Source organism: Vagococcus carniphilus (assembly GCF_014397115.1).
GTDB lineage: Bacteria > Bacillota > Bacilli > Lactobacillales > Vagococcaceae > Vagococcus > Vagococcus carniphilus.
This window is the reverse complement of record NZ_CP060720.1, coordinates 2169346-2189167: the sequence shown is the minus strand read 5'-3', so window position 1 is coordinate 2189167 and position 19822 is coordinate 2169346. Positions and strand designations below refer to the sequence as shown.

The 19822-nt window shown below is 32.5% G+C and carries 14 protein-coding genes; 12 read left to right on the top strand and 2 right to left on the bottom strand.

From position 1 onward, the window contains the following. Positions 1 to 2: 2 nt before the first annotated feature. A complete protein-coding gene (glmL, locus tag H9L18_RS10745) occupies positions 3 to 1388 on the bottom strand; it encodes a methylaspartate mutase accessory protein GlmL (protein WP_126792412.1) in 1386 nt (461 codons plus the stop codon). A 646-nt stretch (positions 1389 to 2034) separates the two neighbouring features. Between glmL and ftcD the strand changes: the two genes are divergently transcribed. The 10 genes from ftcD to H9L18_RS10695 all read left to right on the top strand — a co-directional run bounded on the left by ftcD (position 2035) and on the right by H9L18_RS10695 (position 12877). Beyond that, positions 2035 to 2934 (top strand): glutamate formimidoyltransferase, encoded by a 900-nt coding sequence (gene ftcD, locus H9L18_RS10740; RefSeq protein ID WP_126792414.1) that lies wholly within the window; start codon positions 2035 to 2037, stop codon positions 2932 to 2934. 15 nt (positions 2935 to 2949) lie between these two features. After that, positions 2950 to 3576, top strand: a complete 627-nt coding sequence (locus H9L18_RS10735; RefSeq protein ID WP_126792416.1) for a cyclodeaminase/cyclohydrolase family protein — start codon at positions 2950 to 2952, stop codon at positions 3574 to 3576. Positions 3577 to 3619: 43 nt separating this feature from the next. Further along, positions 3620 to 5296 carry a formate--tetrahydrofolate ligase gene (locus H9L18_RS10730; protein ID WP_126792418.1) on the top strand — a complete coding sequence of 559 codons (1677 nt, stop codon included), beginning with the start codon at positions 3620 to 3622 and terminating at the stop codon, positions 5294 to 5296. Between the two features lie 15 nt (positions 5297 to 5311). After that, entirely contained in the window at positions 5312 to 5899 is a 588-nt protein-coding gene (locus H9L18_RS10725; protein ID WP_126792421.1) for a HutD/Ves family protein, read from the top strand. 204 nt (positions 5900 to 6103) lie between these two features. Continuing rightward, positions 6104 to 7444 (top strand): APC family permease, encoded by a 1341-nt coding sequence (locus tag H9L18_RS10720; protein WP_126792423.1) that lies wholly within the window; start codon positions 6104 to 6106, stop codon positions 7442 to 7444. Between the two features lie 120 nt (positions 7445 to 7564). Next, on the top strand, positions 7565 to 9115 hold the full coding sequence (hutH, locus tag H9L18_RS10715) for a histidine ammonia-lyase (protein ID WP_126792425.1): 1551 nt from the start codon (positions 7565 to 7567) through the stop codon (positions 9113 to 9115). A 124-nt stretch (positions 9116 to 9239) separates the two neighbouring features. Continuing rightward, positions 9240 to 10538 (top strand): histidine--tRNA ligase, encoded by a 1299-nt coding sequence (gene hisS, locus H9L18_RS10710; protein ID WP_126792427.1) that lies wholly within the window; start codon positions 9240 to 9242, stop codon positions 10536 to 10538. Positions 10539 to 10555: 17 nt separating this feature from the next. Further along, the gene (locus tag H9L18_RS10705) at positions 10556 to 11440 is read left to right on the top strand and encodes a YitT family protein (RefSeq protein ID WP_126792429.1); all 885 of its coding nucleotides are present in this window, start codon (positions 10556 to 10558) and stop codon (positions 11438 to 11440) included. A gap of 12 nt (positions 11441 to 11452) precedes the next feature. Further along, positions 11453 to 11917 (top strand): GNAT family N-acetyltransferase, encoded by a 465-nt coding sequence (locus tag H9L18_RS10700; RefSeq protein ID WP_126792431.1) that lies wholly within the window; start codon positions 11453 to 11455, stop codon positions 11915 to 11917. A gap of 81 nt (positions 11918 to 11998) precedes the next feature. Continuing rightward, complete coding sequence (locus H9L18_RS10695; protein ID WP_126792433.1) at positions 11999 to 12877, top strand: diacylglycerol/lipid kinase family protein; 879 nt, start codon at positions 11999 to 12001, stop codon at positions 12875 to 12877. A gap of 47 nt (positions 12878 to 12924) precedes the next feature. Here H9L18_RS10695 and hutI read toward each other — a convergent pair whose 3' ends face one another. Then, a complete protein-coding gene (hutI, locus tag H9L18_RS10690) occupies positions 12925 to 14190 on the bottom strand; it encodes an imidazolonepropionase (protein WP_126792435.1) in 1266 nt (421 codons plus the stop codon). Between the two features lie 273 nt (positions 14191 to 14463). Here hutI and H9L18_RS10685 point away from each other — a divergent pair, with 273 nt between their 5' ends. Together H9L18_RS10685 and H9L18_RS10680 are read left to right on the top strand one after the other, a co-directional pair. After that, entirely contained in the window at positions 14464 to 16488 is a 2025-nt protein-coding gene (locus tag H9L18_RS10685) for a urocanate hydratase (protein WP_126792437.1), read from the top strand. Positions 16489 to 16736: 248 nt separating this feature from the next. Next, positions 16737 to 19781 (top strand): ATP-binding protein, encoded by a 3045-nt coding sequence (locus tag H9L18_RS10680; RefSeq protein WP_126792440.1) that lies wholly within the window; start codon positions 16737 to 16739, stop codon positions 19779 to 19781. The last annotated feature ends 41 nt before the right edge of the window (positions 19782 to 19822 follow it).

The window sequence follows — 19822 nt, the reverse complement described above, 5'->3', positions numbered from 1 at the left end:
TTTTAAAGTTGTACCAAAAATTTTTTCATTATTCTAAGAGCTATTTCAGGAAACTCTTCTGCTAGTAGTCCCATAGCAGATAGAATATAAGTAGCATCTAAATAAAAATCTGGATTAACTGGTTTCAAGAAAAGGTCGTTTTCTTTCTTGAGACAAGCAGACATCATTTCTTTTGCTTGCTGGCTATGAACAAGGATGCCACCTGTCCCAATAACTGTTTTAAAATAACCTAAATCTTTTCCTGATTGATAATAAACAATCCGAGATGGTGTAGGTTCTCTTCGGTAGCTTCCAGCATGTCGATTAAATGCTGTTTCAATGGCTATTTTTCCCATGGTTTCATCAAAAGAGATATCTTTTTTATTAGTTGAAACAAAATTAGGATGGGTTGATCGATACGTACATGATTCAATAATATCTTCTTCCTCAATAGGCAAATAATTAGTAAAAGCCTTCGGTGTAACAGCTTCTAATAAACTTAGTGCGGAATAGCGCATACCAAGATCTCCTTCTACTGTACGTTTAACAAATGGTTCTTGTAAGCCTTCAACACGTATTTCCGGATTTCGAGGTTTTCCATCTCCAACAGAATGAAGGTCTGTTGTTGCACCACCAATATCTATTATTAGCACATCATCTAAACCAGGCTCTTTATTAGTTCCTTTTGCTAATAGTTCAGCAGCTCTTAAGACAGCTGTTGGTGTGGGCATTAAAATTTGACCAATTTCTTTTTCAGCAGTACCCATTCCTTTAGCTTCCACAATTTTTTCCATAAAAATCGTTCTCAAAATTTCTCTAGTTGGTTGAGCATTTAAAATATTGACTTGAGGCATAACATTTTCAGTTAAATAGTAAGGATGGGATGTTTTCTTTAAAATATCTTCAATAGTAGAATAAGTTTCTTCATTTCCAGCAACTACGATGGGAAATGTTTTTTTAAGAGTAGATAGTTGTTTAATATCATTCACAATTCCTACTTGATTGCCACCGTTTGTTCCACCACAAACCAAAATGATATCAGGAGAAAGATCTTCTATTTCTCTAACATCTTTTTCTTTTAAACCATAACTAAATACTTTTAGAATACGAGTCCCTGCTCCTAAGGCAGCTCTTTTTGCAGCTTCTGTTGTAAGAGTTGGAGATAAGCCTATAGCAACCATTCGAAACCCACCTCTAGCAGATGAACAAGCATAATGATGATGAAATATTGTGTTTTCAAGGTTGTAATCTTGAATTAGATTTTTTTTTGCAAGTTCAAAACCTTCCATTATAGATGTATCGATTGTTGTTTTTGCTTTTGCCGTTCCAAGTATTTCTTCTTGTTCTAAATCTACAGCAGTTAGTTTGGTATAAGTACTACCAAAATCAATCAGTAAGCAATTATTCATAATAAAAACTCCTATTCTTTTGTTTGAAGTAGTTAGAGAAATGTATAAAAATTGAAATAAACAAAAAAAATTTTTGTTATTTAATTTTTTTTAAACGCTAAATATTAATCTATTTTTCGTCTAAAACTCATCTAATGAAAAAATAACAGATTTAATTGATAAAAATAAAATAGGTTAATAGGTGAGTTAAATAAAATAAAATTTTCTAATTTAATAGTAACAGAGTGTATCAATGGATACTCAAGACATTTTTTTAAGGAAAAATTGATATCTTTCTATCAGTAAAAATCTACTAAGTCAAAAAAGTGTCAAAAAATTATCGATAAAAAAATAAACTTTGTTAGTTCCCTTTTTTAAAAAAAAATTTTAAAAATTGAATGGTAAAAAAGAGCAATATAGATTTAGGAAGAGGCCTGTAATTTAAGGGTTTTGGTCTGTTGACAGTCCAAAACCTCAATGTTATTCTTTGGATGTTAATGAAAGCGCTGTTAAAAAGAGGGCTTTCTAATTAAATAAGGAGGTTAAAAAAATATTTTTTTGTACCACCGTTCATATATTCAATTTTTTCAATAATAAGGTATAGTTATCTTAATGAGTAATTTAATGACTCATTTTAATAAAACAAAATGGAAAGGATGTTGTTTCAATGGCAAAAATTATCGAATGTGTTCCAAATTTTAGTGAAGGTCAAAATGAAGCTGTTATTAATGGATTAGTTTCTGTTGCTAAAAGTGTAGGAGGCGTAACTCTTTTAGATCATTCATCTGATGCAAGTCATAACCGTAGTGTATTTACTTTAGTTGGGGATGAGGAAGGAATTCAAGAAGCAGCCTTTCAATTAGTAAAATATGCAAGTGAAAATATTGATATGACAAAACACCATGGTGAACATCCTCGTATGGGTGCAACAGACGTTGTTCCATTTATTCCTATAAAAGATTCTTCTGTTGAAGAATGTATTGAGATTTCAAAAAAAGTAGCTAAAAGAATTAATGATGAATTAAATATTCCGATTTTTCTTTATGAAGATTCAGCATCTACACCAAATCGTAAAAACTTAGCAAAAGTTCGTAAAGGTCAATTTGAAGGAATGCCTGAAAAATTACAAGAAGAAGAATGGGCACCTGATTTTGGTGAAAGGAAAATCCATCCAACAGCTGGTATTACAGCAGTAGGAGCTAGAATGCCATTAGTAGCGTTTAATGTTAACTTAGATACTTCTGATATTACAATTGCTAATAAAATTGCTAAAATCATCCGTGCTTCAGGTGGAGGATTCAAATACGCTAAAGGTATTGGCGTTATGTTAGAAGATCGTAATATCGCTCAAGTATCAATGAATATGGTTAACTTTGAAGGAACACCTTTATATAGAACATTTGAGACAATCCGTATGGAAGCAAAACGTTATGGCGTTAATATCATTGGAAGTGAAATCATTGGTTTAACACCAGCAAAAGCAATGATTGATTGTGCGGAATACTACTTACAAGTAGAAGACTTTGATTATGACAAACAAATTTTAGAAAACCATTTATTAGGATAAGGAGAGACTATCTAAATGAAATTAGTTGATTTAACAGTAAAAGATTTTGTTGAAGTATTAGGTTCTGATGCACCAGCTCCAGGTGGAGGCTCAGCGGCTGCATTATCTGCTGCTATGGGTATTTCATTAACTAAAATGGTTTGTGAATTAACTATCGGTAAGAAGAAATATGCTGAGTATGAGGATGAAATTAAACTTGTTTTTGATGAAACAAAAGAGTTACAACAACATTTATTACATGCTATTGATGCAGATACAGAAGCTTTTAATGTAGTATCAGCAGTATTCAGTATGCCAAAAGAGACTGAAGAGGATAAAGCGGCTCGTAGAAAAGCGATGCAATCAGCTTTAGAAGGTGCTGCAGAGTCTCCTTTTAACATGATGAAATTAATGGTCAATGCTTTAGAAGTGACTAAAAAAGCAATTGGTAAATCAAATACAAACGCAGCGAGTGACTTAGGTGTTGCAGCTCTTAATTTAAAAGCTGGACTTCAAGGAGCTTGGTTAAATGTGTTAATTAATTTATCAGGCATTAAAAATGAAGAATTTGTTGCTCAACATCGTTCTGAAGGTGAAAAATTATTAGCTAAAGGAAGTCTTTTAGCTGATGAAATTTATATGGAAACATTAAAAGTAGTTTAGTTAATTTGAATTTTTCTAAAATAGAGAGGATGACATTTTACAAATGGCAATTTTATCAGATATCGAAATCGCAAATCAAGTAGAAATGAAACCAATTAAAGATGTAGTAGCTCCTTTAGGAATCACAGAAGATCAATTGACACTTTATGGTAACTATAAAGCGAAAATAAGCGCTCATGAATTAGAAAATTTAAAAGACAAAGAAGATGGTAAATTAATTTTAGTAACAGCCATTACACCAACTCCTGCTGGGGAAGGTAAAACAACAACTTCTGTTGGTTTGGCTGATGCGTTTACTAAATTAAATAAAAAAGCAATGATTGCTTTAAGAGAACCTTCATTAGGACCAGTATTTGGTGTTAAAGGTGGGGCAGCTGGTGGTGGACACGCTCAAGTTGTTCCGATGGAAGATATTAACTTACATTTTACAGGAGATTTCCACGCGATTGGAGCTGCTAATAACTTGTTAGCTGCTTTGATTGATAACCACATTCATCACGGTAATGCACTTCAAATTGATAGCCGTAACATTACTTGGAAACGTGTAGTGGATATGAATGATCGTCAATTACGTCATATTGTTAATGGTTTACAAGGACGAGTTAATGGTGTGCCTCGTGAAGATGGCTATGATATTACTGTAGCTTCTGAAATTATGGCTGTTCTTTGTTTAGCAAATGATCCAGATGATTTAAAAGTTAAATTAGGCGAAATGATTATTGGTTATAATTTTTCAGGAGATCCTGTAACAGCTAAAGACTTAAAAGCTGAAGGAGCTTTAGCAGCGTTACTTAAAGACGCTATTCATCCAAACTTAGTTCAAACACTTGAACATACACCAGCAATCATCCATGGTGGACCATTTGCCAATATTGCTCATGGTTGTAACAGTGTCATTGCAACAAAATTAGCTTTAAAATATGCTGACTATGCCATTACAGAAGCTGGATTTGGAGCAGATTTAGGTGCTGAAAAATTCATTGATATTAAGTGTCGTTTAGGAAACTTAAAACCAGATGCTGTTGTTTTAGTAGCAACTATCCGTGCTTTAAAAATGCATGGTGGCGTTCCTAAAAAAGAATTAGAACCAGAAAATGTGGAAGCAGTAGTAGCTGGTTTAACTAACTTAGACAAACACATTGCTAACATTCAAGATGTTTATGGTATGCCAGTTGTAGTGGCAATTAATAAATTCCCATTAGATACTGACGCTGAACTTAAAGCAGTTGAAGAAGCATGTAAAGAACGTGGAGTAGAAGTAGTACTTTCAGATGTTTGGGCAAATGGTGGAGCAGGTGGCGTTGAGTTAGCTGAAAAAGTTATCGAATTAGCTGACAAACCAAATAACTTCCAATTTGTTTATGACGAAGAAGATAGTATTGAAGAAAAATTAAATAAAATCGTTCAAAAAGTTTATGGTGGTAAGGGAGTAGAAATCGTTCCTGCTGCTCGTAAACAATTGAAAAAATTAGAAGAATTAGGCTATGGTAATTTACCAATTTGTATGGCTAAAACACAATATTCATTCTCAGATGATCAAACAAAAGTTGGAGCACCAAAAGACTTTACGGTTACTATTAGAAATCTGAAAGTCTCTAAAGGAGCTGGCTTTATCGTTGCTCTTACTGGGGCTGTTATGACAATGCCAGGACTTCCAAAATCACCAGCATCAGAAAGAATTGATATTGATTCTGATGGTAATATTACTGGTTTATTCTAAAAAAGGGTGAGATAAATGAAAAAACAAATTATCTCACAATCATCTTATAAAGTCTCAAAATGGAGTGGTGGAGAAACAACGGAAGTGTTTCTCTACCCACCTGAGGGACGTTATGCATTGAATGAATTTGATTTCAGAGTATCAACGGCTAAAGTTGAATTAGCAGAAAGTACTTTTTCAAGTCTGCCTGGATATAAAAGAATAATTATGTCACTAGATAATCCTTTAGAGCTTCACCATAGAGGAAAAGAAGGCTTACGAAAAGTAAAATTAGCTCCATATCAAACCGATTATTTTTCTGGAGATGATGAGACTAAGAGTTTCGGAAAATGTACGGATTTTAATTTGATTTATTCACCTAAATTCGGTGGGGAGATGAAAACGAAACAATCGGATGAAGTAATAAAGCTAAAAAAACAAGTAACTTATGTTTTATATGCTTTAAAGAATGTTGAAATCACTTTTTATCAAGAGACAGAAACGATCTGTTTAGAAGCAGGAACGAGTTTGGTTCTTGAAGATATAAAAGAAGAAACCCAAGCATTAATTCATTCGACAACTAAAAATAATGCACCAGTCCTTATAGAAATAAGTATTCGTTGACAAATGATGCAGTAAGAGAGTATCGAAAATTGCCAAGGAAAAAGTGACTAAACTTGAAGTAGAACGTGAGTGAACCAACCGTTTCGTCAGAAAACTGATTTGGATAGGAAGTCTTTTTGATAATCTCTTCTTATTAAGTTACCAAAGAGTATGGAAAAAAAGAACCAGAGTTAAGTGATCTGACAGATCAGAAAGGGGATTTACATGAGTTCAGAAGTTGAAAATGTAAATGCAGTTGAAAGTGAGAGCGAAAAAGCAAAGTTTAGTTTAAGTGGCGCGACATTATATGGTATAAATGCAGTAGTCGGTTCTGGGATATTTTTATTGCCAGCTACTATTTATAAAGATTTAGGACCAGCGTCACTACTTGCCATGATTTTCGATGCTGTTTTAGTGTTGTTACTTGCTGTGTGTTTTGCAGAAGTATCTTGTTATTTTGATAAAAATGGTGGAGCGTTCCAATATTCAAAAGCAGCGTTTGGAGATTTTGTAGGTTTTATTGTAGGGTTACTAGGGTGGTTTGTAACGATCATTGCTTGGTCAGCTATGGCAGCTGGGTTTGCTAAGTTGTTAATTATGGCTTTTCCAAGTTTAAAAGGAACAAATACGTTTATCAGTATTGCTCTTGTTATTTTATTATCAGTTATTAATAGTACCGGATTGAAATCATCTAAGATTTTCACCATTACAGTAACAATTGCTAAATTAATACCGATATTTGCTTTTGTGTTCATTGCTATTTTCTTTATCAAGGGTGGATTTGATAAAGGTAACTTCACACCATTCTTACAATTAAAAGAAGGCATGACATTACCTAAAGCGTTGGGTTCTACATCAATGACAATTTTTTATGCATTTATTGGATTTGAAGCTTTACCAGTAGTTGCTGGTGAAATTAAAGATGCTAAGAAAAACATGCCACGTGCTATTTTAGGTTCCATTAGTGTTGTTTCTATTCTTTATTTCATGATTATTGCTGGAACAATTGCTATGCTTGGCGTTGGTATTTTAGAAAGTGGTGCACCTGTTCAAGATGCATTTGGTCAAATGGTTGGACCGTGGGGTAAATGGATTATCTCGGTTGGAGCTTTGATTTCCATCTTAGGGCTTAATGTGGGTGACTCGATGATGATTCCTCGTTACGGAGCTTCTATTGCAGATGAAGGCTTACTGCCTAAAGTTGTTTCAAAGAAAAATTCAAAAGAAGCACCATATATTGCGATTATCATTTCATGTGTGTTAACTAGTTTGTTATTATTAACAGGTAGTTTTGAGCAGTTAGCAGAATTAAGTGTTGTATTTAGATTTATACAATATATCCCAACTGCTTTAGCGGTTATCTTCATGCGTAAGAAAAACCCAAATGCAAAAACAGCTTTCAAATTACCATTTGGACCAGTTATTCCTTCATTAGCGATTATTGTTAGTGTTTGGATGTTGTACATGGGTGCCGATACGAAAAGTTTAATTGCCGGTGGAATCGGGATTCTAATAGCGGCTGGTTTCTATTTCGCATTAAATGGTGGAAAAAAACAGGTAAGCTAGAAAAATTTGACCCTTTTTAGTTAATTTAAAGATATAATAGAAACATAAGTAATAGGTTATTAGGTTAAAATGAAATCAGATGGCTCTAGTTTTACTAGAACCCATAGGAGGAAATAGAGAATGAGCAAAAATATTATTTTGAATGGTAAAGATTTAACATTAGAACAAGTAATTGAAGTATCTCGTGGTGGAGCTAAGATTGAGTTATCTCAAGGCGCTATTGAAGCTGTTAATGCATCACGTAAAATCATAGATGATATTGTTGAAAGTAAACGCACTGTTTATGGCGTTAATACAGGATTTGGTTCTTTAGTTAAAGTAAGTATTCCTCAAGATGAAACTCGTCAATTACAAGAAAATTTAATCCGTACACACTCAAGCGGCTTTGGTGATCCATTAAAAGAAGATGAAGTTCGTGCAACTATGTTAATCCGTGTGAACTCTTTACTTAAAGGTCATTCAGGAATCCGTTTAAGTACAATCGAAACATTAATGGGTATGTTAAATAATGGTGTTGTTCCTCATATTCCTGAAAAAGGATCATTAGGAGCTTCAGGAGATTTAGCCCCATTATCTCATATGGTTTTACCAATGTTAGGTTTAGGACGTGCTTATTACAACGGCGAATTAATGTCAGGTAAAGAAGCAATGGAAAAAGCAGGCGTTCCAGTTATCCACTTAGAAGCTAAAGAAGGTTTAGCTTTAATCAACGGAACAACTGTATTAACAGCAATCGGAGCTTTAGCAACTCATGATTCAATTGAATTATTAAAATTAGCTGATATTGCAGGAGCATTATCTTTAGAAGTCCATAACGGAATCATTAATGCATTTGATGAAGAATTACATATTATTCGTCCTCATAGTGGACAATTGGCAACTGCTAAAAACGTACGTCATTTACTTGAAGGTAGCACATTGACAACACCAGCAACAGCTGAACGCGTTCAAGATGCTTATTCATTACGTTGTATGCCTCAAATTCATGGTGCAAGTAAAGATACAATAGCTTTTGTTAAATCAAAAGTAGAAATTGAAATCAATTCAGTAACAGACAATCCAATTATCACTCGTAATGGAGATGTTATTTCTGGAGGAAACTTCCACGGTGAACCAATGGCTCAACCGTTTGATTACTTAGGAATTGGTGCAGCAGAAATTGGAAATGTTTCTGAAAGACGTGTAGAACGCTTAGTTAATACTAACTTAAGTGGCTTACCATCATTCCTAGTTAAACATCCAGGCGTTAACTCAGGTTTCATGATTACTCAATATGCTTGTGCGTCATTAGCTTCAGAAAATAAAATTTTAGCTCATCCAGCAAGTGTGGATTCAATTACATCTTGTGAAAACCAAGAAGACTTTGTCAGCATGGGAACAACAGCAGCACGTACTGCTCGTGATATTTTAATTAATTCACGTAGAATTGTAGCTACTGAAATTATGGCAGCTTGTCAAGCCATTGAATTTGTTTCTGATCGTGGTGACTTAGGTAAGGGAACTCAAGTAGCTTATGATACGTTTAGAAAATATGTTAATGTGATTGAAAATGATAAAGACGTTGAAATCTATGATGAATTAGAAAAAGCAACAGATGTTTTAATTTCGGGTGAATTATTACGTGCAGTTGAAGAAGTAGTTGATTTAGAAATCGAATTTGATTTTAAATAATTACAAAGTTGAGCTCTGAATAATTAGTATTCAGAGCTTTATTCGGAAAAAACGGGAGTAGCCCTTGTATGCACTCCCTTTTTTTTGTACTATAAATGTAAACTTATTAGAGGAAGTGTTGTATATGGGATATCAAAAACCAAAAGGAACAGTAGATATTTTACCGGGTGAGGTAGAAAAATGGCAATATGTAGAAGCAGTAGCGCGTTCAGTATTTAAAAAATATGATATTCATGAAATGAGAACACCAATGTTTGAACACATTGAAGTGATTACACGAGCTGTAGGCGATACAACTGACATCGTTACAAAAGAAATGTATGATTTTGAAGATAAAGGTGGTCGTCATATCACGCTACGTCCTGAAAATACAGCACCACTCGTTAGATCATATGTAGAAAATAAATTATTTGGTCCAGAGCATCAAAATCCTTTCAAGGCGTTCTATATCGGACCGATGTTTAGATATGAAAGACCGCAAGCAGGTCGTCTACGTCAGTTCCACCAAATTGGTATTGAGATGATTGGGAGTAACAACCCAACAATAGATGTGGAAGGAATCCTTTCAGCTCTTGATTTCTATAAAGAATTAGGTATTGAACACACACAATTGGTAATTAATTCATTAGGAACAAAAGAGTGCCGTATGAAATATCGCCAAGCGTTAATTGATTATTTAGAGCCAAAATATGATGAATTGAGTAAAGATTCTCAACGTCGTTTACATGACAATCCATTGCGTGTGCTTGATAGTAAAGATGAAAAAGATAAAGTAATCGTAGAAAATGCGCCATCTATTTTAGATTACTTAGATGAGTATTCGGATAAATTCTTCAATGACGTAAAAGAATTATTAGATGCAGTAGGTGTGGAATATATTGTTGATCACCGAATGGTTCGTGGTTTAGATTATTATAACCATACTGTTTTTGAAATCATGAGTAATGCCCCAGGATTTAATGGAGCAATTACAACTATTTGTGCTGGTGGGCGATATGATGGATTAGTAAAAGAACTAGGTGGACCAGAAACTCATGATTCAGCATTTGGTTATGCGTTAGGATTAGAAAGAGCTATTATTACGATGGATGCTGAAGGTATTGAAATTCCGACTAAACCCGTGGTTGATGTTTATGTAGTTGGATTAGGAGAAAAAACAAATAAAGAAAGTTTGAAGTTAGTTCAAGCAGCTAGAAATTCTGGATTTGTAGCAGAGAGAGATTATCTCAATAGAAAAGCAAAAGCTCAATTTAAATCAGCAGATAAATTAAACGCAAAAGTCGTATTAACAATTGGTGAAGATGAATTAGAAAATCAAGTAGTTCGTTTAAAAGATATGGTAAACAAAACAGAAGAAACTGTTACTTTAGAAGTTATTTATACTGATTTTAAAGGAATAGTTGAAAAAATAATTAATAAATAAAAAAGGAGTTTTAACAGGTGAAGCCTAAAACAGAAGAAGAAAATTGGATTATTTCGGAGTATACGCATAAATTAACGGTAGTTTTTTTATATGCTTTACTATACGCTGTAGCACTTAATTTCTTCTGGCGACCCGCAAATATTTATACAGGTGGAATTACAGGTTTTTCTCAAATTCTTACAACTATTTTTGAAAAATATACTGGATTTCAACCGTCAATTTCAGTCATTTACTATTTGATTAACTTGCCGTTCTTAATTTATGGCTGGTTTAAAATGAATAAAAAAATTGTTGTGTTTACTGTCATTAGTGTAACTTTTGCAACAGTTGCGATTGAATTAGTTCCGACTATCGTTTTAACTAAGGATCCTATCATTTGTGCTCTTTTTGGAGGGGCTATTGGAGGGGCGTCTCTTGGATTAGCTTTAAAAAATGGAATAGCAACTGGTGGATTAGATATAGGAATTATTGCTATAAGAAAAAAAACTGGTAAGAGTATAGGTTCCATATCAATGATTATTAACGGTATTATTGTTTTAGCTGCTGGATTCTTATTTGGATTTCCATATGCTTTTTATAGCGTTATATCAATTATTGTTAGCGGAAAAGTAACAGACTTTGTCTATACGAAACAACAAAAAATGCAAGTTTTAATTATCACGAGAAACCCTGATAAAATTATTGCTTCTTTAAAAAAACGTCTTTTAAGAGGTATTACAGTTTTAAATGATGAAGCAGAAGGAGCTTACGACCATCGTAAGAAAACAGTATTACTTACTGTTATCACTCGTTATGAATTGCATCAATTAGAAGAAGCAATAGAAGAAGGCGACCCAAATAGCTTTGTGAGTATTTCAGAGAATGTTCATACGCTAGGGAAGTTTGATGACTTTGGTTTATAATCATTTTGGGAGATGAAGTACATAGAAATAAAAAAATATGCATTTAATAAATTATCAAGTGAACAGTTAATAGAGCTGTGTCAGTTGTATAATAATACTTTAGAGAAAGCTTTTGTTTGGCAAAAAGAGTCTAGAATCGATTTAGATTCATTTGTTAAAATGATTGATGTTGAACTGGCTTATCTTGCCTATGAAGAGGAACAGTTAGTTGGATTTTTAACACTCTATGAACCTGACACGTTTATTCATTTTCTTTTTATAGATACAGCTCTGCAAAAAAGTGGTGTTGGTAGTGCGCTATTAGGAAAAATAGAGCTTGATTTTCCTAATGAGGACATATCTTTAAAATGTTTATTACAAAATAAAAATGCATTGAGTTTTTATAAGAAAAAAGGTTTCAAAGTAGTTGAAACTAAAGATGATTTAGGTTTAGAAAGTTATCAATTATTGGTAAAAGAGAGTCAGGCAGACGTTTAGTACGTCTGTCTTTTTTCGTCTTCCTTGAAGTATCAGAAAAGTTGGCGTATCATGTAGGAAAATATAGAGTAGGTGATAGAAATGGAGCTTTATGGTATTTTTTACAATGCCAATGCTGGTGATGGAAAATCGGAAGAAACGGCGAAATATGTCAAAAATATGTTAAAAGACAATCAAATAGACTCAATATTTTTAACAGCTAAAAATGCAAAAGAAGCTGTTACAATGATAAAAGAATCCATGAAAACAATTGATGGACTTATTGCTATTGGAGGAGATGGTACATTAAATATTGTTGGAACAGCTTTTATACAATCCTCAAAAACAGTTCCTCTAGGAATTATCCCCGGTGGAACGATTAATAATTTTGCTAAACGATGGAAAATTCCTCTTGCTAAAGAAGAGGCAATGAAAGTTATTCTAGAGAGAAATACTAAAAAAATTAGTATTGGTGAATGTAATAATGAAGCAATTATTAGTTCATTTACTTTTGGACGTTTGGCGGATCTATCAAATGATGTGAGACAAAGTGAAAAAAGAAAGTATGGTTTAATCGTCTATCCGTATAAGGCTTTGAAACACCTAGGTTCTAAAACATCCTATTTGGTTAAATATAAAACAGAGGACAAAGAGTATTTATTAAAAACTTGGGTAGCCCTTGCGACAACGACATCTTTTGTAGGAGGAATACCTTACACAAGCCATGATAAAAATGCATTTCATGTGAGTATTTTAAATAATATTAGTTTTTCAAAAATTAAAGCCTATCTAACATATGCCTTTACTGGAAATTTGAAAGGGAAAAAAGCAATTACCTACTTAGCGGCTGAAACACTAAAATTAGAAAATGTAGATAAGACAGTTTCTATTCAAACAAGAATTGATGGAGATCCTGGGCCTGACTTGCCATTAACATTAAATTGGAAAAAAGATTTTTTAGATGTAGCGGTCCCAAAATAAAAAAAGCAGGTTTAAGAATCGTTAAAATTCTTTATACCTGCTTTTTTTTATAGAATTTGATGATTTTTAGAAACAAGTTCACCGTGTTTGTAAACATCTTGAACTAAGTTTGTTGCAAAGAAGTATAGAGGATAATCTACATTTGGAGCATCCCAAATAGCGATATCTGCTATTTTACCTTCTTTAAAGCTTCCAATTGAGTTTCCTAAGCCCACTGAGTAAGCAGCATTGATAGTTACGGCATTGAAGACTTGAATAGGTGTTAATTGCATTTTAAAGCAACCTAATTGCATGATAAATTGAATATTTGATGTCGGACAACTACCTGGGTTACTGTCAGTTGATAATGTAATAGCCATTCCAGCATCTAACATTTTTTTAGCAGGTGCATAAGTATTTGCCATCAAACTAAATGTTGTTCCTGGTAATAAGTTACCAATAACGTTACTTTCACTCATTTTTTTAATGCCATCATCTGTAGCAGCCATTAAATGCTCAGCACTAATAGCTCCAACTTCAGCAGCTACGTCTACTCCGCCAATGGAATCAATTTCATCAGCATGAATTCTTAATTTGAATCCCATTTCTTTAGCAGCTGTTAATAAACGACGAGATTGGTCTGCTGTAAAGACGCCAGTCTCACAGAAAATATCACAGAATTCTGCTAAGTTTTCTTCTTTTACTTTTGGAAGCATCTCGTCAATAATCATTTCGATAAATGCATCTCCGTCGCCTTCAAATTCAGGTGGAACAGCATGTGCAGCCATAAAGGTAGAAACTAAATCAATTGGATGGTTATGATTTAATTCTTTTACTACATCTAATTGACGCTTTTCGGTTTGCCAGTTTAAACCATATCCACTTTTAGCTTCAACAGTTGTTACGCCGTGAATAATCATTTGATCTAATAATCTTTTTGATTTGTCATAAAGTGTTTCAAAAGAAGCGGAGCGTGTTGAACGAACTGTACTTAAAATACCGCCACCTTCTTTTAAAATATCTAAATAGCTAACACCATTTAATTTTTTTGAGAATTCATTTTCACGACTGCCACCATAAACTAAGTGAGTATGACAATCAATTAAACCAGGAGAAGCTAATTTACCTGTATAATCAATAATTTTAGTGTGCTCTCCAACTAAGTTTTTTTCTGGTTCTCCAGAATCTACTTTTAAAATCTTGCCATTTTTAATAGCGATGTACCCATTTTCGATAATTGTTGCTTGACTCATTTCTTTCCCTTTAAGTGGGCGATCTTTGTCAATTGGACAAAAAATTTGGCTAAAATTTATTAAAATTTTATCTGCTGTCATTTGCTTTTTTCCTCCTTTGATTTACTATAAGTATAACAAGAATTAATCGTAATTACTGTATTCTTTTACCATCTAATTTTTGTCAAATTTTTGAAAGGGCTTTTTTTGCCGACTTTCTTTAAAAAAAATAAACAATTATTTAAGTGATAGACTTTTAATTGACTGAAAAGTCTTATAGTATGGATATAACCTAAAAGAAATATTACTTATTATGAAGTATCGGATTTATTTTTTTGAAATAATTTTATTTAAATATTTTAAGGAGGAAATAAAATGATTAGTAATCAAAATATTAGTGATGCAATGACAATTAAATTACCTGATGTTTTACCAGATATGCCAGTTTTCCAAGAAGGAATTAGACGTGCTCCAGATAGAGGATTCCGGTTATCAGAAGCTCAAACAAAATTAGCATTAAAAAATGCTTTAAGATATGTTCCAGAAAAATTCCATGACCAAGTGATTCCAGAATTTTTAGAAGAATTAAAAACTCGTGGACGAATTTATGGTTATCGTTGGTACCCAAAAACTCGTGTTTATGGAAAACCAATTGATGAGTATAAAGGTAAATGTACTGCTGCTAAAGCAATGCAAGTAATGATTGATAACAACTTAGACTTTGATATTGCTCTATATCCTTATGAACTTGTAACTTATGGCGAAACAGGACAAGTTTGTTCAAACTGGATGCAATATCAATTAATCATGCGCTATTTAGAAGAAATGACAGATGAACAAACACTTGTCGTTGAATCTGGACATCCAATGGGATTATTCTCTTCTAAAAAAGACGCACCACGCGTTATCATTACGAATGGTTTACTTGTTGGTGAATATGATAATATTCATGACTGGGAAATCGGAGAACAAATGGGTGTTACTAACTACGGACAAATGACAGCTGGTGGTTGGATGTACATTGGACCACAAGGTATTGTTCACGGAACATTCAATACTTTATTAAATGCTGGTCGTTTGAAATTAGGAATTGCTGATGATGGCGATTTAAGAGGAAAACTATTCATTACATCTGGTTTAGGTGGTATGAGTGGAGCTCAAGGTAAAGCTGGAGAAATTGCTAAAGCTGTAGCAATTGTCGCTGAAGTTGACCGTTCTCGTATCGATACTCGTTTAGAACAAGGTTGGATTTCTCACGTAACTGAAACACCAGAAGAAACAATGACGTTAGCTAAAGAATATATGGATAAAGAAGAAACTACTTCTATTGCTTATCATGGTAATATCGTAGATTTATTAGAATATGTCAACGAAAATAATATTCATGTTCACTTACTATCAGACCAAACTTCTTGTCATAATGTTTACGAAGGTGGCTATTGTCCTGCAGGTATGACTTTTGAAGAAAGAACTCGTTTACTTGCTGAGGATCAAGAAAAATTCCATGTTGAAATTGATAAAACGTTAAAACGTCATTTTGAAGTAATTAAATCGTTAACTGCTAAAGGGACTTATTTCTTCGATTATGGCAACTCATTTATGAAAGCTATTTATGATACTGGTATTAAAGAAATTTCTAAAAATGGTATTGATGACAAAGACGGATTTATCTGGCCATCATACGTAGAAGATATCATGGGACCTATGTTATTTGACTATGGTTATGGACCATTCCGTTGGGCTTGTTTAAGCCGTAAACATGAAGACTTAATGGCAACTGACAAAGCTGCTATGGAAGTTATTGATCCTAACCGTCGTTATCAAGATCGTGATAACTACAACTGGATTCGTGATGCTGAAGAAAATAAATTAGTTGTTGGTACAGAAGCTCGTATTCTTTATCAAGATGCTATGGGACGTGTTAACATTGCCCTTAAATTTAATGAAATGGTTAGAGAAGGAAAAATTGGACCTGTTATGATTGGTCGTGACCACCATGACGTGTCTGGTACTGACTCTCCATTCCGTGAAACATCAAATATCAAAGACGGAAGTAATATTACAGCTGATATGGCAACACAATGTTATGCAGGTAATGCAGCTCGTGGTATGAGTTTAATTGCTCTACATAACGGTGGTGGTGTTGGTATTGGTAAATCTATCAATGGTGGATTTGGTTTAGTTTTAGACGGAAGTGAAACAACTGATGAAATTATTAAATCAGCTGTTGCATGGGACACTATGGGTGGAGTAGCACGTCGTAGTTGGGCTCGTAACCCTCATGCTATTGAAACTTCTATGGAATATAATGAAATGCGAAAAGGTTTAGACCATATTACTATTCCTTACATTGCGGATGACGATAAAGTAAATTCAGCAATTAGTGAGTTATTTAAATAATTGATTTTGCGAACTTCCTATCCAAATCAAATTAATCATAGTAACATTTCACGAAACTGTAAGAAGTTAGAGAAGTCTCTTTCTTCTTACAGTTTTTTTATAAAAAATAGATTAATGTTTTTTGTCGTTTAGTAGTTTGTTTATTTTAGTTGAAAAACAGGGTATAATATTAGGTATAGAAAAATTTGTGAAAACATTATATAAATAACTTAGTTACCATTTTCATAGCTAGTGAGGAGGAAACTTTTTTGTCTAATAGCTTAAGATGTAAATTGTTTGGAAATCCTGAAATCCTATTAAATAACCAACTTATTTTATTTTCTTTTTCAAAAATAGATGCATTGATTTACTATCTAGCAGTAACCAAATCAGCAAGTCGAGATGAAGTTGCTGGGCTACTTTGGCCTGAAAAGAATGATCAAAATGCTAAGAAAAATTTGAGAAATGCAATTTATCAAGCCAATAAAATGTTAGGAATTGAAATAATCAGTTCTCCTAATAAGGCTATTCTTGTTTTAAATGAAGAGCTTAATCTTGAGATTGATGTAGTTGATTTTTTAGAATTACCGCAAAGTCATTTAGATTTATACACAGATGAATTTTTAAAAGGATTTTATTTGAAAGATTGTGAATCTTATGAGTTTTGGATGGTGAAGATGCGTAATTTTTACGAGAAGAAATTCTTACAAGAATGCTTCAAGAAAATCGAATCTGACATTAATAATAATGAACTAGATGAAGTTGAAAAGAATATTCAGCGTTTAATTTATATTGATGAGTTTGATGAATCCAATTATCAATTATTGATGAGATTTTATCAAACAAACCGTCGTCATGGTAAAGTAGTAGAAACCTATTATAATCTATCCAATTTATTAAAAATTGAATTAGGAATAACCCCAAATAAAGATACTAGACTTCTTTATGAAACCTCTTTAGAAAAATTAAATGAACAAAGCAACAAAGAAAAACAACGCTTTAATTCATTATTTCATGGAAGAACCGAAGAATTACAAGAAATCGAAGTTAATTTTAATTGTTTTAAAAATAACCAAAATTTTTATTCAATTGTTATTAGCGGTGAGGCTGGAATTGGCAAAAGTGCATTAGCAAATGTCGCTTTAGATCATATTCAAAATGACTTTTTAATACTAGAGAGTCAGTGCTATCAAGTTGAAGAGAACTATGCTTTTAGACCATGGAAGAAAATAATAGATGGTTTATCAGAAATTATAAAAGAAACAGATCAAATTGAACCAAAACTTTGGGATGAAGTTATTTTAAAAATTTTTCCTCGTTTTGAAGACCATTTATCAGAAATAAAGCCCATTGAAAATGATGATAGATTCAATCTATCAGTATTATCTGAAGTATTAATTGACGCTATAAATCGTATTTCCATTACTAAAAAAATGGTTGTTTTATTTGATGATATTCAATGGATGGATCGGAATAGTTTAGATTTATTGACAAGTATTATGCTACATACGAATGAAAATGTTCTTTTTGTGATGACGTCGAGAAACGTAAAAAAGGAAAATTTAGATTTCTTTTTAAATAACTTAACCAAATGCGGTTTAATTAAAGAAGTTCGTTTAAACCCTTTTTCTTTTGATGAAACTCAAGAATTTATTTGTAAAAAGATATCTAGCGATGCAATAACACCAGAATTAATTCAGAATGTTTATCGTCATACAGAAGGAAATCTATTTTTTTTAATTGAATACATCACGTTGCTTCAAAGTAATTCAAATTTGAATACAATGACTGTTAAGATGAAGGATGCTTTAAAGAATCGTTTCTTGTATTTAACAGAAGAGGAACAAATTTTAGTGAATTTTGTTTCTTATTTTTATGATTATACTTTATTAGATGATCTAGTGTATTTACTTGAAAAAGATAGTTTGGACATTATTAATTTAATGGAATCATTAATTGAGAAAAATATTTTGAAAGAATTGAATATTAATGGTGAAATTGGGATGACTTTTACTCATATCAAGCTTCGAGAATTTATTTATTTAAACCAATCAATTGGTAAAAAGAGAATTATTCATAATAAAATTGCTGGATATTTAGAGAGTAAATTAGCAAGTGATTCAATAGATAGTTTGCTATATGACAATATTTCCTATCATTATAGAAAAGGAAATAATCCATTAAAAGAATTAGAATATAAACTCAAATATTTAGAAAAATATTTGAGCTTTTATCACGAATTGTTTCCTGTTGATATTCAGGGTGATGATAGTGGAACAGATAATTTACGTTTTAATCAGGAACAAGTTTTTAAACAATTTGATAAAATAAAAAATAGTTTAAAAACTTTGGATGCTAAATCTGAAAATCATGAAACTTTAGCAATTTTAGAACATCAGTATCTTTATTTAGAGGGGCGTTACTTGATTCGGTATGGTGAGTATTCTGAAGGAGTTTCTGATATAAAAAAAGTTATAGCTCAATCAAAAGACTTGAAAGACTCAACTTATCTTTTAGATGGTTATAAACAAATGATTTATTATTATATTCAAATAGATGCTCCTGAAAAAATGATTGAATATATTGAGTTAGCTCTAGATTTATCTATTAAAGAGAATAACCATCAGTCAATTGGTGTGTTACTTCGATTAAAAGGCTTATATTACATTATGAGTGGTAATAACATAGTGGCAGAAAAACTATTGAAAGAGTCAATTAATACTTTCATGTTAACGAAAGAAATAGCTGATAAGTATGCTGTTAACATTGCAGCAGCCTATAATTACTTGGGAGAAATTAGATTTAATGAGAACCATTTTTCTGAAAGTTATGACATGTTTTTAAAAGCAATTGAACTTTGCTCGGACAAAAACTCGCTATCAAGTTTGTCTGTTTTTTACACTAATGCAGGAGCTGCACTTTTTGCTCAAGGAAAATTAAGCGAGTCGAAAGAGTATCTATTAAAGTCCAGAGAGATTTATCAAGAATTAAAAACCTTTTGGAAACGCCCTCGTTTAGATGCTTATTTAGCAATGATCTATTTAGAAGAAAAAAATGAGAAAGAAATAAAATATTACCTTGAAAAAGGAAAAGAGTTTGCTGAAAGAATGGGGAATAATAGAGATATTGGCATTGTTGAGTTTGCTAAAGCAGTCGTTTCAAAAGGATTAGTGGCTAATGGTGAGAGGTTAGAAGATTGGTCTGATTGGCTAAAACGTTCACCTGAAGAATATGCTAAAAATGCAATTGATCATTTGAATCGATATCAAGATACTTATGAAATCAATTTGTTAAAAGAGAAATTTGATTTTTAATATGAGAGACTAGAGAATTTTTTTTAGAATTCGACTAGTCT

Bases quoted from the DNA above. Each gene is read 5' to 3' on its own strand.
- H9L18_RS10695 (WP_126792433.1), top strand. From the start codon at position 11,999: ATGGAGCTTTATGGTATTTTTTACAATGCCAATGCTGGTGATGGAAAA.
- glmL (WP_126792412.1), bottom strand. From the start codon at position 1,388: ATGAATAATTGCTTACTGATTGATTTTGGTAGTACTTATACCAAACTA.
- H9L18_RS10700 (WP_126792431.1), top strand. From the start codon at position 11,453: ATGAAGTACATAGAAATAAAAAAATATGCATTTAATAAATTATCAAGT.
- H9L18_RS10725 (WP_126792421.1), top strand. From the start codon at position 5,312: ATGAAAAAACAAATTATCTCACAATCATCTTATAAAGTCTCAAAATGG.
- hutH (WP_126792425.1), top strand. From the start codon at position 7,565: ATGAGCAAAAATATTATTTTGAATGGTAAAGATTTAACATTAGAACAA.
- H9L18_RS10735 (WP_126792416.1), top strand. From the start codon at position 2,950: ATGAAATTAGTTGATTTAACAGTAAAAGATTTTGTTGAAGTATTAGGT.
- H9L18_RS10685 (WP_126792437.1), top strand. From the start codon at position 14,464: ATGATTAGTAATCAAAATATTAGTGATGCAATGACAATTAAATTACCT.
- H9L18_RS10720 (WP_126792423.1), top strand. From the start codon at position 6,104: ATGAGTTCAGAAGTTGAAAATGTAAATGCAGTTGAAAGTGAGAGCGAA.
- ftcD (WP_126792414.1), top strand. From the start codon at position 2,035: ATGGCAAAAATTATCGAATGTGTTCCAAATTTTAGTGAAGGTCAAAAT.
- hutI (WP_126792435.1), bottom strand. From the start codon at position 14,190: ATGACAGCAGATAAAATTTTAATAAATTTTAGCCAAATTTTTTGTCCA.
- hisS (WP_126792427.1), top strand. From the start codon at position 9,240: ATGGGATATCAAAAACCAAAAGGAACAGTAGATATTTTACCGGGTGAG.
- H9L18_RS10730 (WP_126792418.1), top strand. From the start codon at position 3,620: ATGGCAATTTTATCAGATATCGAAATCGCAAATCAAGTAGAAATGAAA.